This is a genomic window from Levilactobacillus yonginensis (assembly GCF_964065165.1).
GTDB classification, from domain to species: Bacteria; Bacillota; Bacilli; order Lactobacillales; family Lactobacillaceae; genus Levilactobacillus; species Levilactobacillus yonginensis_A.
The window spans coordinates 1,465,865-1,481,804 of record NZ_OZ061549.1 but is presented as its reverse complement, the minus strand read 5'-3'; the positions used below and the strand labels follow the sequence as shown (position 1 = coordinate 1,481,804).

At 49.3% G+C, this 15,940-nt stretch carries 15 protein-coding genes and 1 pseudogene; 7 read left to right on the top strand and 9 right to left on the bottom strand.

Annotation, left to right across the window (positions count from 1 at the left end; genetic code table 11):
• Window positions 1–39: 39 nt before the first annotated feature.
• From AB3Y94_RS07085 to AB3Y94_RS07060, 6 genes are all read left to right on the top strand, one after another.
• Window positions 40–417 (top strand): DUF2255 family protein, encoded by a 378-nt coding sequence (locus AB3Y94_RS07085; protein ID WP_367295604.1) that lies wholly within the window; start codon window positions 40–42, stop codon window positions 415–417.
• 231 nt (window positions 418–648) lie between these two features.
• The gene (locus tag AB3Y94_RS07080; RefSeq protein ID WP_367295603.1) at window positions 649–1,290 is read left to right on the top strand and encodes an NAD(P)H-binding protein; all 642 of its coding nucleotides are present in this window, start codon (window positions 649–651) and stop codon (window positions 1,288–1,290) included.
• A 12-nt stretch (window positions 1,291–1,302) separates the two neighbouring features.
• Window positions 1,303–2,211: an amidohydrolase family protein gene (locus AB3Y94_RS07075; protein ID WP_367295602.1), complete on the top strand. Its 909-nt coding sequence runs from the start codon at window positions 1,303–1,305 to the stop codon at window positions 2,209–2,211.
• An 86-nt stretch (window positions 2,212–2,297) separates the two neighbouring features.
• Window positions 2,298–2,879, top strand: a complete 582-nt coding sequence (locus tag AB3Y94_RS07070; RefSeq protein ID WP_367295601.1) for a DapH/DapD/GlmU-related protein — start codon at window positions 2,298–2,300, stop codon at window positions 2,877–2,879.
• 35 nt (window positions 2,880–2,914) lie between these two features.
• Window positions 2,915–3,586, top strand: a complete 672-nt coding sequence (locus tag AB3Y94_RS07065; RefSeq protein WP_367295600.1) for a putative quinol monooxygenase — start codon at window positions 2,915–2,917, stop codon at window positions 3,584–3,586.
• Window positions 3,587–3,709: 123 nt separating this feature from the next.
• Entirely contained in the window at window positions 3,710–4,717 is a 1,008-nt protein-coding gene (locus AB3Y94_RS07060) for an aldo/keto reductase (protein ID WP_367295599.1), read from the top strand.
• A gap of 224 nt (window positions 4,718–4,941) precedes the next feature.
• Here AB3Y94_RS07060 and AB3Y94_RS07055 read toward each other — a convergent pair.
• Together AB3Y94_RS07055 and AB3Y94_RS07050 are read right to left on the bottom strand one after the other, a co-directional pair.
• Window positions 4,942–5,163: pseudogene (locus AB3Y94_RS07055) on the bottom strand (type II toxin-antitoxin system RelB/DinJ family antitoxin); the annotation flags it as partial.
• 145 nt (window positions 5,164–5,308) lie between these two features.
• Entirely contained in the window at window positions 5,309–7,033 is a 1,725-nt protein-coding gene (locus tag AB3Y94_RS07050; protein ID WP_367295598.1) for a hypothetical protein, read from the bottom strand.
• Between the two features lie 218 nt (window positions 7,034–7,251).
• Between AB3Y94_RS07050 and AB3Y94_RS07045 the strand changes: the two genes are divergently transcribed.
• Window positions 7,252–8,424, top strand: a complete 1,173-nt coding sequence (locus tag AB3Y94_RS07045; RefSeq protein ID WP_367294952.1) for an IS256 family transposase — start codon at window positions 7,252–7,254, stop codon at window positions 8,422–8,424.
• A gap of 224 nt (window positions 8,425–8,648) precedes the next feature.
• Here the strand turns inward: AB3Y94_RS07045 and AB3Y94_RS07040 are convergent, their stop codons facing one another.
• The 7 genes from AB3Y94_RS07040 to add all read right to left on the bottom strand — a co-directional run bounded on the left by AB3Y94_RS07040 (window position 8,649) and on the right by add (window position 15,898).
• On the bottom strand, window positions 8,649–9,629 hold the full coding sequence (locus AB3Y94_RS07040) for a hypothetical protein (protein WP_367295597.1): 981 nt from the start codon (window positions 9,627–9,629) through the stop codon (window positions 8,649–8,651).
• Between the two features lie 769 nt (window positions 9,630–10,398).
• Window positions 10,399–10,947, bottom strand: coding sequence for a hypothetical protein (locus AB3Y94_RS07035; protein ID WP_367295596.1), 549 nt, complete (start codon window positions 10,945–10,947; stop codon window positions 10,399–10,401).
• Window positions 10,948–11,200: 253 nt separating this feature from the next.
• The gene (locus tag AB3Y94_RS07030; protein WP_367295595.1) at window positions 11,201–11,758 is read right to left on the bottom strand and encodes a L,D-transpeptidase; all 558 of its coding nucleotides are present in this window, start codon (window positions 11,756–11,758) and stop codon (window positions 11,201–11,203) included.
• Between the two features lie 127 nt (window positions 11,759–11,885).
• Window positions 11,886–12,068: a hypothetical protein gene (locus AB3Y94_RS07025; protein WP_367295594.1), complete on the bottom strand. Its 183-nt coding sequence runs from the start codon at window positions 12,066–12,068 to the stop codon at window positions 11,886–11,888.
• Between the two features lie 429 nt (window positions 12,069–12,497).
• On the bottom strand, window positions 12,498–13,346 hold the full coding sequence (locus AB3Y94_RS07020; RefSeq protein ID WP_367295593.1) for a polysaccharide deacetylase family protein: 849 nt from the start codon (window positions 13,344–13,346) through the stop codon (window positions 12,498–12,500).
• A 67-nt stretch (window positions 13,347–13,413) separates the two neighbouring features.
• Window positions 13,414–14,238: a phage integrase N-terminal SAM-like domain-containing protein gene (locus AB3Y94_RS07015; RefSeq protein WP_367295592.1), complete on the bottom strand. Its 825-nt coding sequence runs from the start codon at window positions 14,236–14,238 to the stop codon at window positions 13,414–13,416.
• Window positions 14,239–14,866: 628 nt separating this feature from the next.
• On the bottom strand, window positions 14,867–15,898 hold the full coding sequence (gene add, locus AB3Y94_RS07010) for an adenosine deaminase (protein WP_367295591.1): 1,032 nt from the start codon (window positions 15,896–15,898) through the stop codon (window positions 14,867–14,869).
• Window positions 15,899–15,940: the final 42 nt, after the last annotated feature.

Sequence of the window (15,940 nt, the reverse complement as noted above, 5' to 3'; positions counted from 1 at the left end):
ATGATGTCAATGGGTTGAACTCGAAGGGAGTGTTTTTACGTGAGTAAGTGGACACAGGAACAATTAGCCGCATTTTCCACGGCAGATGATATGCGGGTCTCACCATTCTATGAGGATGGTAAAACCTACGGCACACCAACCTGGATCTGGTCGGTGGTGGTCGGTGACCAACTGTACGTGCGGGCTTGGAACGGCCAACAGTCACGGTGGTATCAATCGGCGAAACAACAGGGGGCCGGCCGCATTCATCTGGCGGGTCAGGACTTTGAAGTCGCCTACGTGCCAGTCCAGACTGACGATCAATTAACGGCTGCTATCAGTGAGGCGTATGAAGCGAAGTACGCGGGGAGTCCCTATTTACCGCCAATGGTTGCGGCGGGGCCCATTAGCGCAACCGTTCGGATAGAGTTGCCCTAGCCTCAAACTTGAAGCGGGTCGGAATGACAACGCTCTGTGTGACTGTACAGAACGTTGCCACTAAACTTTTTTAATTGCCAGACCGATCATTGCGTATTTAGCGATTGAAAGGGTTATATTTGAAATATTGGCCCACTAGCTTCCAACTCGCAGATTTTACTCAGCGGGGCGTAACTGGCGGCTAAAAATTAGATACGAAGCTGCCCATGATAAAAATTAGGAGGATTTAAAATGACAAAAGTTATGATTCTCGGTGCCCATGGTGCCATGGCACAATTAGTCACTGAACGGTTACTGCAGGAGACCGACGATACGTTGATCCTGTTCTTGCGGAACGCCTCGCGACTGGCTAAGTATGAACAAAATGACCGGGTCACCTTGGTGGACGGGGATGTGCACGATACAGCAGCCGTTGCCACGGCGATGAGTAGTGCCGACGTCGTTTACTCCAACCTGGGCGGATCCGATTTGGACGTTCAAACGCAGAGCGTCGTGGATGCTATGAAGCAGACTGGCAAATCACGGTTGATCTACATCAGCTCACTTGGCGCTCACGATGAAGTACCTGGCAAGTTTGGCGAGTGGAACCATCAGATGATCGGTGCTTACTTACCAGCGTTTGCCCGGACGGCGGAACTGGTGGCTAAGTCCGGTTTGGATTACACTGAAGTTCGACCAGCCTGGCTGACGAATAACGCCGAAGTCGACTACGAGGTGACGACCTTGGCTGATGGGTTTAAAGGGACCGAAGTTTCCCGGCACAGTGTGGCGGACTTTGTGGTCAAGGTCATCAACCAGCCAACGACTTACGAAAACGTTAGTGTTGGGCTGAACAAGGCTGGAACTGACGGCGATAAGCCTAGCTGGTACTAAGGGGGGCTCACGATGGCAGTGATTGATGTTTTTGCCCACGTTCTACCACCCGAGTTTTTGGCACAAATGGACGCGATTCACCCCAACGTCTTGGCCAACTTTCCCTACATGAAAAACGACCTGTTGACGGACGTTGCGCAACACCGAGCATCGTTACCAACGGCCCACCAACAAATCATTTCAGCAGTCAACTTGAATCCGGAAGACTTTGTTGACCCCAATCAGGCCGCTGAGTTGTGCCGGTCTGCCAACGATGAAATTGCCGCCTTGGTACGGGCCAACCGCGATATTTTTCCAGCCGGCGTGGCCATGTTACCGATGAATAACGTGCCCGCCGCCTTGCAGATCATCGACGATCAGGTGGCTGGCAGTGATGCGTTGGTCGGCGTCCAGCTCTTCACGCAGGCCCTGGGCCAGCCGATTACGGATGAAGCATACGAACCCGTTTTTGCCAAGATGGCCGCCATTGGAGCGCCAATTTGGTTGCACCCGGTTTTCGATATGCAAAAGCCGGCTAATAATTTGACGTTTAGCTGGGAATACGAGCTTACGCAAGCGATGTATGGCATCGTGACTGCAAAGTATTTCCGGAAGTATCCGGGGTTGCAGGTCATTGTTCATCACGCCGGTGCGATGGTGCCGTACTTTAGTCAACGCATCAAGTACATTCAAACGGCTGAAGACTACGCGGATTTTCAAAAATTTTACGTGGATACGGCCATTCTGGGTAACCCCAAGGCGCTGGAGTTAGCGGCTGACTTCTTCGGCGTTGACCACGTCTTGTTTGGGACCGATTCACCGTTTGGCATCCCACCAGTGGGACCAACGGCGGTCATTGAACAGGCCGTGAATGACATGGCGATTACAGCGGCGCAGAAGCAGGCTATTTTTAAAGATAACTGGCAGGCCTTGATGGCGTAAGTATCAGGTCAGCGATAAAGGGACAATTGGGTGACCTTGAACCAACTGGTTCGGTTGCCCGATTTGCGTTAGGAGAGATTAACGAGATGATGACGGAACACGAAAAAATGTTAGCCGGCCAGGATTATGATTACCGGGATTCGGAGTTGCAAGGCATTTTAGCCCGTGGCCGCAAGTTGGTTACGATCATCAACACGGCGGCTGGGACGCAGCGGACTGCTGCCATTCGAGCGTTCTTTGGTCGGACGGGAGAACGGTTGACCATTACTGGGACGTTTAGTGCGCTCTACGGGCAACACATCGCAGTTGGCGATGATGTCTTCATCAATGGCAATTGCACGTTTCAAGATTCCAACAAAATTACGTTGGGTAGCCGCGTCATTATTGCACCGGATACCAAGTTTTACTGCGGGGCCCACTCGTTGGATGCAACGCAACGATTTGGCGTGCGTCCAGACGGTTCTCGTTACTTGGTCACCTACACCAAGCCGATTACCGTTGGTGATGACGTGTGGATCGGTGGCAACGTCACCATTATTGGCGGCGTCCACATTGGCAACAACGTTGTCGTGGGTGCCGGTGCAGTGGTCACCAAGGACGTGCCGGCTAATACGGTCGTTGGCGGGGTACCTGCGCGGGTCATCAAACCACTAACACCATTGGCATAAGCAACTAATTAAACGAGTGAAGGGCAGCGATTTCGATGGCACAGGAACATCCAGCACCATTGTTTCGATTATTTAAATTAAATATTAAGGCGGACCAACGTGACGCTTTTGTTGCGGCGGGGCAGCACAATCTACAAACTTCAATTGAAAATGAGGCGGGGACCCTCGCCATGTATGCGACCCACGTCGATGCGGCGGGGATGGCTAACCGGGTTGTGGAAATTTATCGCGATCAAGCTAGTTATGACACGCACGCAAAGTCACCACAGTTTTCGGCTTTTAAGGGCGTCGCTGAGCAAGCGGTCACCGACCAGACGGTGATCAATTTGACGCCGGTACTCTTACTGGAACTGAAACAATCGTTGCAGGGGACTCAGGATGACGGGCACTTTATTCAGTTACATGAGTTCACGTTGCAGGCGGGCAAGGAGGAAGCGTACCGGAAGTTAATGCAAACGTCCCTCCGGACTTGGTTAGCGGGAACTCAGGGGATTCTGGCGACGTACATTGGGCGGTCAGTGACGGCACCACAGAACTGGGTACGCTTTGACATTTATACCGATTTGTTGGCTTACCAGACGCTCTGTCAGTCAGCCGGCTATCGACGCTATCAAGCAGCCGGTCAGGCCCTAGTTCAGGAATCGACAACCACTATTTTGACGGCGGACACGCTGGTTAGTCAGGGTGGGTTGGCATTTGAAGGCTAGCAATTGGGTGTAGCATCGTCCCTGTGTGGCTTACCTTCGAGTTGGTCGAAGGTTCTATACTAAAGTCGGTCAGTGGATTTGATAGGCGTACATAAAAATTGTGACAGAAAAGGATGGTAGACAATGGATTACGTAAAACTAGGACGTACCGGATTGGATGTTTCCCGGTTGTGTTTAGGGACCATGGGGTTCGGTAATGCGTCGACGGGGATGTTTCCCTGGGCCATCGATGAGGCAGCCAGTGAACAAGTCATTCGTGAGGCGCTAGACCTGGGCATTAACTTTTTTGATACGGCGAATATTTACTCACATGGTGATAGCGAACGGTTTGTGGGTCATGCACTGAACAAATTAGCTAATCGTGACGAAGTTGTGTTAGTTACGAAAGTGTTCTTCACCCCGAATCAAGCGCCTAACGTGGCAGGGTTGTCCCGCAAGGCCATCCTCTCCCAAATCGACCAAAGTTTAGAACGCTTGCAGACGGACTACGTGGATCTGTACATTATTCATCGGTGGGATTACACTACGCCAATTGAAGAAACCATGGAAGCGTTGAACGACGTTGTGAAGTCTGGTAAGGCGCGTTACATTGGCGCCTCGGCCATGTTTGCCTGGCAGTTTGAAAAGGCGCAAGCGGTGGCTGAACAGCACGGTTGGACTAAATTTGTGTCGATGCAGAATCACTTGAATCTCCTTTACCGAGAAGAGGAACGGGAAATGTTGCCGCTGTGTGCGGACCAGGGGATTGCGGTGACACCATACAGCCCACTGGCATCTGGTCGGTTGACTCGTGATTGGGCCGGGGACACGAAGCGGTATGCGACCGATAAAGTGGCCCGTTCCAAGTACGATGACAGTAAGCAATTGGATATGCCAATCATCCAGCGGGTTGGTGAAATTGCCGACAAGCATGGTGTGGACCGTGTTCAGGTAGCCTTGGCCTGGCTGTTACAGAAGCAGACGGTGACTGCCCCCATCATTGGCGCTACGAAGTCCTCGCATTTGCAGGGGGCCATTAAGGCATTGGACCTCGAATTGACGCCGGCGGACGTACAATATCTGGAAGAGCCATACGTGCCCCACGAATTAGTGGGACCGTTGGCTTCAGACGATACGAACTTTCAACGGTAAATAGCGTGTGGCCAAAGGCGATTAGTCAATGAGCATTAACGGTGATAGACTGCTTTTTGTCGCACGTTTTAACTATATATGTTCGGAACGTAAAAAAGGTTTGAGACTTTTGTCTCAAACCTTTTCTAAAATTCTTGAACTTTAGAAAATCATTCGATAGATCACTAAAGCATGCGAAGGACAACTTCTTTGGGATACGCTAATTGTTCAAAAGTTGACCTTGTTTAATCGCTGTTTTCCTTACCATAATTTTTCCCATCATCTAATATGCCGATGCTCTGATTAAAGTTTGCGATATCCTTGGGAGCATCTTTCCAAATGTCTGGGAACTCGGGACCGGTTGGTGTGAAAGGTAACTTATTGGTTTTACTTAGTTCAACTAAGAACATGTTGACGGCAGTACTTAAGTCTATTCCCATGCCAGAGGCAACTTTGGCGGCATGTTCTTTGACATCTTTGTTTAATCAAACAGTCTGCTTGGACAAGTGAGCTTCAGATTAGAGGCCTGATTTTCTTAAAGTGAGATTAATCGTCAATTATTCAAAAAGAGGGTGGCAAATCTCATCTGAAATTCGTTAGTAAGAGTAGGGATTACTTAAACGTCAGGTTCGTGTAGGTTTCGACGGTCCCCGTCTTGGCGCTTTGGTTAATCCGGCCGGTCAGTTTGACCTGGTCGCCAGCCTTCATCAGGACAGCTTTGGGGTAATCGGCCGTTCCCACGGTCCAGAGGGTGTCGTTGCCCTTTAAGGCAAACAATACGTTTTGGGTGTCCCCATTCGGAATGACGACGACTCGTTCTACGGTTCCCTTGGTCTTAGTGAGCTTGGAGTTCGTGGTGGAGCTGGCCGTGGAGCCAACGGAGGCGAGTTGCACCCGGTACTGGTCCAGCGCCTGGGTCGCCGTCGTGGCGTAAGCCTTCACGCTCTGGTCAGCCGCCTTGATGTAGGCGTAACTCCGGAAGGCCCCAGTGGAGTCTAGCAGGGAAACGACCCAGGTTGGCGTGCCATCGATGTTGTACATGATTGGCATGGTAGCGGTCCATTTCTGGGCGACGTACTCCTTTTCGGCAATCTTCTTGGCACCGTCACTGTCCATGACCCCGATATTTTTCCCGGTGTAGTAGGTCAGAGTTCCCGTTCTGGCGTTGATCATGGAGTAACCCATGGTTGAATCCGCGCTGGTCTTGGGTGAGGTGAAGTCGTTAAAGTACGAGATGTTGCCGTGCTTGTCGACGACGGGTGTGACGCCGTCCTCGGTCCCGTTACTGTTGGGTTCCTTAACGCCGGTCTTGTTGAAATGCGCGTTGAAGTAGCCGTTGCCATACCAGCCGAAGATGTCGTTCATTTCGGCAGCGGTGGAGGAGGCAATCGATTCGTTGATAAACTTGGGGGCTTTGGCGGCGGCGTAGAGACTAGTGGTCCCGGTCTTGGCGTTCAGGACCACGACGTGCAGGCTGTGGTAATTGATACGACTGGAGACGCCGCGCGCCTTATAAACCGTTTGAATGAAGTAGGGTTCGCCGTTGTCTTTGATTTCGAGTTGCGGTTGGCCTTCTTGGACCCAACCTGGAAAACGATTGTAGATGACTCGTTGGGCGTCGTCCATCAGGTAGGCACTCGGCGTGTATTTCATGGCCTGTTTGACGAAATGGGGTTCGGCGTTCACGTTGGTGGCGTCGATCATGAAGTACCCCGGTGTCTCACGGGCGCGTTGCCACCGCCAGAATCCGTCGAATTCAACGGGGGCAATGTAGACGGTCTTGCCCTTGACGACTTGCGTCTGAAGGTCACCTAGCTTGTAGTAAGAAGTGTTGGGGACGGTGCTCATGGCCTTGTTCATCTTGTTGCGGACGGTCTTAGGCGCAATGGCGATGGGGGTAGCGTCTTTATCCAAGAGGGGCGCCGTCTTCATAGTCTTGATTTTCAAAGAGTTGTAGACGGGTTTTACGCCGAAACGGGTCTGGGCGGCGCCGAAGAGGCTGGTTAAGAAGAGCAGCCCCAGGATGGCAGCGGCGACGTTGAGGCCGCGGTTACGACTACGGAAGCGGGGCCGACCACTCTTTTCGGGACCTTCGATCGTCACGTTGGGACTACTGAAAGCCAAGAATGGCAGGTAGGCGATACCACTGATGACGTTGAGGATGATCAAGCTAAAGAGCGCTTTGCTAGGCAGCATCACGAAGACGGCCAGCAGGGCAATCAGGTAGTAAAAGACGTAGACGCCAATCAACAGTTTGGCGTGCCGGGGGCGCTGAACCAGCCCCATAATGCCCATGATAAAGGCGGCTAGTGTGCAGAAGAATGCGACTAATAGCATAATGGATGTAACCCTTTCTAAGTTGGCAGGAAGTTTCTTACCTATGTGGCGTGTTACTAATCATCTCTAGTTTATCGTATTTAGGCGTGGTGGTCTAACGCCCGGGGTGTTTAAATAATTATGTGTAAATAGAAAAATAAGCAATTGAAAAGGGAAAGCCTCTCCCTTATGATAGTTAGCAACCACACTCACTTCATAGGACATAGGAGGCTTTCCCCATGACTCAGTTTAACAAAGAAATTATGGCAGCACTAGCACAAAAGCAAGATTTAGATGAAGTTTTTCGGCAACATTTGGAAACGGCCATCAATGATTTAATGCACGAGGAACTTTCGTCGTTCCTCGGTTATGAGCCTTATGATCGCCAAGGTTTTAACAGCGGCAATTCACGCAATGGGCATTATCTGCGGACCTTTAAGACTAAGTATGGAGAATTAAATTTGGAGATTCCACGCGATCGAAATGGTATTTTTAATACGAAAACTATCCCGAGCTATCAACGACAAACGGATGGCTTAGAGGCTACTGTTGTCCAGCTCTACGAAAAAGGGATTACCACTAGTGAGATTGCGGATTTGATTGAGAAAATGTATGGGGCTCATTACACATCACAAACGGTTTCGAACCTCACGAAGGTCGTTGACCAACAGGTCAACGCCTTCAAAACGCGTCCTCTAGCGAGCCGATACGCAGTCATTTATGTGGACGCAACATACTTACCACTTCGCCGGGACTCAGTGGCTAAAGAAGCCGTGCATATCGCCATTGGCATTCGACCAAATGGAATGAAAGAGGTCCTAGCATACCAAGTCGCTCCAACTGAATCCAGTACCGTTTGGGAAGAGCTTCTCGTGGACATCCAGCAGCGTGGTGTAAAGGAAGTCCTCTTATTCGTGGCCGATGGCTTAGTCGGCCTTACCAACACAATTGGTGACCACTTCCCTAAGGCTAAGCTCCAGCAGTGCCTGATCCACGTCAGTCGGAACATTGAAGCTCACGTTCGAACTAAGGACCGACAAGAGGTTCTTAACGACTTCAAACTGATCCATCAAGCAGCTACCATGGACGACGCAAAACAAGCCTTAGCTGACTTCATAGACAAGTGGCAAAAGACGTATCCAAAAGTAACGAACAAGCTAGAAGATAATCTTCATCTCTTGACCTGTTTCACGTTTCCAGCTGCGATACGCAGTAGCATCTACAGCACAAATCTCATTGAATCGTTCAACAAGAAGCTAAAACGACAGACAAAGAAGAAAGAACAATTTCCAAATGAACCAGCGCTAGAACGAGTTCTGGTCACAGTTATTCGTGACTACAACGGCCAAAATTTTGAGCGAACGCATCGAGGTTTTAAGCAAATTCAGGACACGTTAGAATCCATGTATTAGAAACTAGCTAATGGGAGAGGACTTCCATTTACACAAAAAATTTGACACTCCCAACGCCCGCGGAATATTAGCACATAAAGCTAGTGGTATAAGTTTGAATGGTGTCTAACTTATTAATTGTCCTTCACACGTTGGTGGAGGTGAAGAACTTTAATACAAATCGCATATCAAAAAGTGTAAAATAAAAACACCCAAATATAGAGTGTTTTTATAGCCATTTAATACTAAAAGAACTTTGCTTGAGCTGCTTTTTTATTAATCAATAAAATTTTCTGAGTCCAATTATACAAAGCACTATCGGATTGAGCATTCATACTCAGCCAAACACCAGTAAATTCATTGCTGAGTCCCTGGTCCATACCGCTTAGATATTTGAATCCTTTGTGAGGACTCGCCGCTGTTCCATGATTATTTAGTCCATTTCCACTAATATAATAAACAACCCAATGCTTACTATTATTCTTAAAGTTAGTAGAATTACTATAAGTTCCGGGCATAACTTCCAAATACTTAGAAGGATGAGCTTTAGCACCCATCATCCGATGTCCATTAGACAAAGTTCCAATAACAGCGCCGCCAGCGACATTATATAACTTTGTTCCCTTAGCAACTTTTAAATATCCCTTAGAATTAGTCAAGGATCCTGAACCTTTTTTACCTGGTTCGATAAGCCAATTATTAATAATACTAGTATGCGTCGAATTACTTGCCGCACTATTAATGCTCTTCAACTTGCTCTTACTAATCTTATTGCTCGAGCTTACAGATGAGCTTGATTTAGACTTAGCACTCGTGGCTACAGCTTTGCTTGTCTTAGCTTTTGGAGCCTTGCCATTCTTCACATAGCCATGCCAAATCCAGCCCTTAGTCTTACCATTGCTTGATTTAATATAGTTATAAACGGCAGTCTTCTTATTAGCCTTAACAACCTTAGCTTGCTTAGTCCGATAAAAGGTGGTGTGCTTATAGTTCTTAGCCTTGTGAGAAATCTTGCTGAGCTTAGCTGATGAATACATATTTCCTTTAGAAACGTGCACGGCTTTCTTAGCCAACTTCTTGTAAGACTTAGGCGTTGCAGTGCGACGTACGGACTTGGCACTAGCCTGATCGACTCCCAAACCTGCTTGGGGGATTGCAGTACCCGAGCCCATACCAACTGCGGCTAACAGGGTTGCCGTAGCGATGATCATTTTTGTAGTTTTCACGATATTATTGCTCCTCAATAACCAGTTTATGTAGTGACAATGCGTTTATAAGACCTATTATATGGTCATTGAAGAGATGCTTCAATAGTTAACGTGATTTAATTTTTGAATGCCAAAATAAAAAAGCTACTCCAGATAAAGGATAGCTTTTGATACCAAAACACGTCAGGCATACTGGTTCTGATCGAATAGTTTAGGTGTTATAGTTATGTAGCTGTCGAGTGACAGTTCACCTAGTTGCATTACGACGTAAAGAACCGAGTGGACGGTCAAGTTAGCAACGGTTCTTTCCTTTGCCCTGAATTCAACGCTGTACAAAAACACCGTGTCCTGTGCTATAATTAGCGCAGAAACACGGTAGATGTAGAGCGACAGCTCACCCAGTCACATTACAGCGTAAAGAACCGAGTAGACCGCCAAGTTAGCTGCGGTTCTTTTTGTTTGCTTCGATGATTTTGGCATAAGCCGTAATCACCTTGGCAACAGCGTTCAAGATTGCGGCGATGCCCAGGAGGCATGCCGACAGACCTATCACATACAGCGAGCCTTTCAAGTTTGATGTTGTGTTGCATACGCATCACTCCAATCATAGTTGAGGGTTCGCCACCACTCTAACACTCTACAGGTAACAGTATACCAGACTGATCAAAGGAGCTGCTCGGTGACTATCACGTCTGGGACAACTAAGTTTGGGACTGGCGTCGTGGCGCTGGTTAGAGATACATTGATTGATTGAAAAAAGCACTCAGTTAATGGGTGCTTTTTTTATTTACTTGATTCCCTTGTATGCAAGTTTTAAGTTGGCCTTGTCTTTAGTTGATGGCTTAGAAGCATGACCCGATAAGGCACTTGTTTCGTCATCATTTGATTCCAGTCCAAGTGCCATTCCAACAGCCCATAAGGCGTCCTTTTCTTTTCCTAGCTCCGTTTCATTTAAATGCGTCAGGGCTTGACGATTCATGCTAACTTTGATCCAATAAATACCGCCCCGATGTTCAAATCCGTCATAAACAGGATTAAATAGGTAAGTATTATTTTTAAGCCCCTTGACTGTCGTTAATCGGATGTCAGCATTTGATGCCTTTTTCGTAGCACGAAGCTTAACAACATGCAGACTGTTCCATGAATTGATAGCACCCTTCCAAATATTTTTCCAATGCTTGGAAGTTGAATCAATATGATATGTAAGTTTCCGAGAATAAAGACTCCCGTAATATGGCTTGCTTGAGGCATTGGCGGTGACCGAACCAACACCTAACAGGCTAACCCCGATACCCAACATGGTGACGAACTTGATCAATCCTTTATGATTTAACATGAAAGTACACTCCTTGATTTCATAGATTAGTTGTTATGATAGAGTATATATGAGTGGCATGACATAATTTGTCACTTTGCTTTATTCATTAATCTTCATTCGCCAGCTGTTTGAGATACTGCATGAGCCCCACTGCGTTTACATTTGTCAATGATAAAAGATACGACAGTAGACAACTAAAAAAGCGAGATGCCAAGAGGGCCACCTCGCTTAAATATGTTCATTTTAGATATGATCAGTCAGGCTTGTAAGCCTAGTGAATAACGACTTTCATTTTGGCTGGCACGTGGGTGTAGATCCAGTGGGCGTCCGCAACGCTGAGGCGCACGCAACCATGGCTGGCGCGCTTGCCCAACTTTTTGGCTTCACTGACCACGTACTTCCCTTTGGCGTTGGTTGGGACCGTATGGAACAGGTAAACGCCCCAATCCTTGAAGGAGGTCCAGTAACGGGCACCTTCACGGGAACTGGCGTTGTAGAAGGACTTACCACGATTTTGAATGTGGAACGTGCCCTTAGGAGTCGGGGAGGACTTCTTACCGGTCGAGCACTTCATGGTGTACAGGACTTTCTTCCTGCTGGCCATGATGTAGACCCGTTGCTTGGCAATGGAGACCTTGATAAAGGCGTGCTTGTGCTTCTTTAGGTTCGGATAGGGCTTGGATTCAGAAGGCTGCTTCCAGGAAGGGGCCTTCGTAGTCTTGGACGTTTTAGCTTGTGCAGAGGTGGCGTGGTTACTCAGCCAAACTGTGCTCCCGGTCAATCCTAGGACGGCTAGTAGTGTGACAATCAACATGGTTACTTTTTTCATTATGTAGGGGTTCCTCCTTATAATTTCGACGAGTCCATCTTATGAGTAAATTTATAAACTGTCAACGGACAGTACGGCCTGGCTGTTGACCGAAAAAGCGAGCTGCTGGGGTTTTCAGCAACTCGCTTCAAGGATTATCCTTCGGTTCATGGTCAAAACTCAAGAGAATGAGAAAGGTGCCGGTACCCACCCCCAGTAACCGCGCCGATTGGCTATCAAACTGCCAGAGGAATCGTTCAGCTATAATGCAGAGGACGCCCAGCCAAAAGGGCAACGTTCGATAGAAATGAGGATTCAACTTCGACCACATGGGGTCACCTTCTCGCTGCTAAATTGCCTAACGAGCGGTTTTGCTCGATGAAGTTGCCACAGCCTAGCACGAGGCGGTGGCAATTGGCAGTGGGAGGCGACAGTTAGGCTGGTCGGCGAACGAAATACGGTCGAAACACAAAACGGGCCTGAGACGTGTGTCCCAAACCCGTTCCAATCATCATTTTAGCCGCGGAACATGAAGATGCCCCGGACGATTTCCGCCCCGATCAAGATTACCATGAATGACCAAGTGACTAACGTTGCCACGCTCCCCATAATCAAGACCTCCTTGTGATCTTTTTAACTAGTTTTATTGTACGGCGAAAGGTGAGATTAAACAATGGGAAGCGCTTACATTCGAGCAAAATAAAATGGCCCTGGTTGGTGAAGCTTAGCCAGAGCCGTTAGTTAGCAAAGTAATGAAGAATCAACTCCCGGAACCTATCATTGCACCAAACGTGGCCAGCGTCATGCCCGGGGTGACTCGTAAGCGAGCGAGGTTGTAGCGGCCCTGTTTCATGGTAGCGACGCCCTCCTGGGTTGTCAGAGCAATGCTGTAGCCAGCCTGTTTAGCGAGCTTGTGAGTTGTTTTGTTAGCATGACCAGCGGGGTAGCAGAGCATCTTGGTGTCCTGCTGAAGGTGCTGGTCCAACCAAGTCTTGGAAGCCGTCAGTTCCTGCTTTTGTTCCGTCGCCGTGAGGCTATCGAGGTTCAGGTGTTGGACCGTGTGGCTAGCAAAATCAATGTGACCGGAGTCTTTCAATTGCTTCATCTCAGCCAGGGTCAGGTGGTTAGACTTGTGTGTGAAGCCAGTAATCACGTTGATTGTGGCGTGTTGATGATATTTTTTCAAAATGGGTAAAATCTTGCGGTTGTCCTTGTACGCATCATCCAGCGTGATCCAGACGACTTTTTTCTGGGGCACGGTGTTGGTTGTCAGTGCGCGAATCGCCTGCGTCGTCGTTAGCGTCTGGTAGCCGTGCTGATTCAGGTAGGCCATCTCATGTGCGAACTGTTTCTTGGGCACCCGCAGTTGGTTGCCACTGGCGATGCTGTGATACATTAGAATCGGCAACTTTAACGGGTGTTTTAACTTCAACCACGGTTTGGGCGCCTTGACCTGAGTGGCCGAGACGTCGTGACTGGAGACTTCGTTTTCCTGAGCCGGATGAGATTGCACGTTGTGATTGGGCCGCTCTTGGGAACGATTGATTCCCCATACGAGTAGGGCGGCAAGGGCCAGACAGCCACCCAATAACCACCATTTTCTACGCATAATTATTCCCCCAAATAATTAATCTTATATAAGTTATATTATAAGATTAATTTCATAAAAAGTGAACTCAATCGGCACGTTGGGCCAGTCGGCGGTAGTAGTCGATGGAATCTGGTTCCAAATTGAGGGTCGCAACAACCTCTCTGTCGGTCTTTTGCGGGTGGCGGCGAAGATAGTTAACTAAGTAACCTTGATATAGAACGGTGGGGCTGAGGGCGAAACCAATGATCCTTTCGTCGGGCTTGAGATACTTGTGGAGGCCGGGCAATGTCAGGTGGGGGTCGGCCGCGGCCCGCTGCTTTAAGAACCAATCACCGGTTTGAAAACGGTCCTGTAAGGGCGTCACAAATACTCGGAATTCTTGCAGAAAGGCCTGGTCGGTGGCGGACCAGTCAGCGGTGATCAGGTTGGCCGTGAAATCCGGTTGCAAAAAGACCTGGACGGGATAGCCGTGGGCAATCAGCAACAGGGTCAGCCGAGTGTAAACGTGGAGCCGCTGGTCGGCTAAGAAGTCGGCTAGGGTGTCGACCCACCGGTAGTTGACCGGTTGGGCGGCCTGTTTAGGCTTACTCTTGAGGTCGAGCGTGGGCAGGTAAGGCGTCCAGCGGTGAGAGAAGAGAAACTTAAAGTAGACGTTTAAATGGGACAGAATTTTGTTATAGGTTTGGTTTTGAATTTGACGGGCATCCACCAGCATGGCCAGATACTGTTCCACGTCGGGAGTCTGAAGCTGGTTGACCCGGTGATCGCGTTGGTAGGTGGGGTTGAAGTTTTCTAAGTAGTGAAAGAAGTCCTTCAACGTTGCTGTATATTCGTCGCGGGTGGCGGTGGCCATTGACCGGTCGGCCAGCGTTCGGTTGAAGGCATCTTGGTACGGGTATTCTTGCGGCATTCAACCGCCTCACTTTCTAAAAATTACTTTAACCAATCGGAAAGTCTTGTGGGTAGCGTCCGCCTCCGGTGGCCGGGGATGGGAGCGCCGTGGGAACCGGAGCAAGCCTGAGGAGCGGTCTTGCTCCTCGACTGGCAGCCCCGCCAAGCCCAGCGGGTCTCCCAGCTCGTCCCATGCTGTAACTTGGAAAACCACCAAGTAACACCATCGACACGGCGCCCCCATCCCCAGCCACCTGCGGCTACGATTGTGCCCTGCCATTATTGATTGATCAGGTGTCGGATTATCTGAATTGGTTGGTCGAAAGTTGGGTGTGAACGGTGCGTTGACTCTGCGATTTCCCGAGTTCAGGTCCCGTCCCCACAGCCAGCGCTACTCCTAATGACTGTAAGTATTAAGCTACCTCCAGTCTACCAGATTTACGCTAAACGCGTGTAAAATAAAGGGTTTGGGACAAAAGTCTCAAACCCTTTTTGTGCTCCGAACATAAATAGTCGAAACGTGCGACAAAAGGCAGTCAACTCCGCTTAACCCCGATAGACAAACAATCCAAGACCGGGATTATTCGTCTATCGACGTTAATGCTCATTGACTAACCGCCTTTTGTCCCACTCTCTTAAAACAAAGTTTAAGCCGTGACAGCAGCGTGAACCTTGTCTCGGAGGGCGGCTTTTTCCTCGTCGGAGATAAAGGCGCCGTTGATGGCGTTTAAAGTCAGGCGTTCTAAGTGTTGCCAGCCCAGTCCGTAGTGTGCATGAACGGTCATGAATTCACTGGTCAGGGTGACGTTGGAAACGGTCCGGTCGTCGGTGTTGAGGGTGACGTTCAGGCCGGCACTCAAGAATTCAGAGAGTGGGAAGTTGTCATAACCAGTGACGGCCTTAGTCTGGACGTTGCTGGTGGGACACATTTCAATGGTCGCGTCGGCGCGCTTGGCTTGCTTGATGGTAGCGGGAAAGCCACTCATGTGGACCCCGTGGCCAATCCGTTCGGCCCCCATGGTGAGGGCAACGGCCACGTTGTCAACGGGGCCAGCTTCACCCGCGTGAAATGAGAATGGCAGGCCAGTTTGCCGGCCAGCTTTCATGGCTTCGGCAAGGTCGATGGATGGGTGATTGTATTCGTCGCCAGCAAAATCGAGGCCAACGATGCCCTTGCCAATGAATTCACTGGCAACTTCAAAGACGCCAATGCATTCGTCGATGGGGCGATCACGCATGACACAGACGATGGCGTTAACTGGAATGCCAAATTCTTCAGTACCAGCGTGGAGACCATCTAAGGTTGCCTGGATGGCATCACGGACGGACAGCCCCTTTTGGGTGGAGATGGCTGGGGCAAAACGAGTTTCTAAGTAAATGAGGCCATCGGCGGCCGCAGTGCGCACCATATCGAAGCCAGCAATTCGCAGCTGTTCGGCGGTCTGCATCAGGTCGGTTACGACTTGGAAGCGTTGTAAGTAATCAATTAGACTTTCGGTTTCAAGGGGGGCGGTGACCAGGTGACGCAAGTCTTGGTCGTCGGCGGGCAGCGGGGTCCCCGTCACCGCTGCCATTTCCCGGAGAGCTGGCAGAGAAATTGACCCATCAAGGTGGCAGTGTAATTCAACCTTGGGGTATTGGCGGACGTTATCTTCAGTAAAAGGTTTGACGCGGGACATGGTGAACTCCTCCTTTGGTGAATAGCTTCTTTTAAGTATATC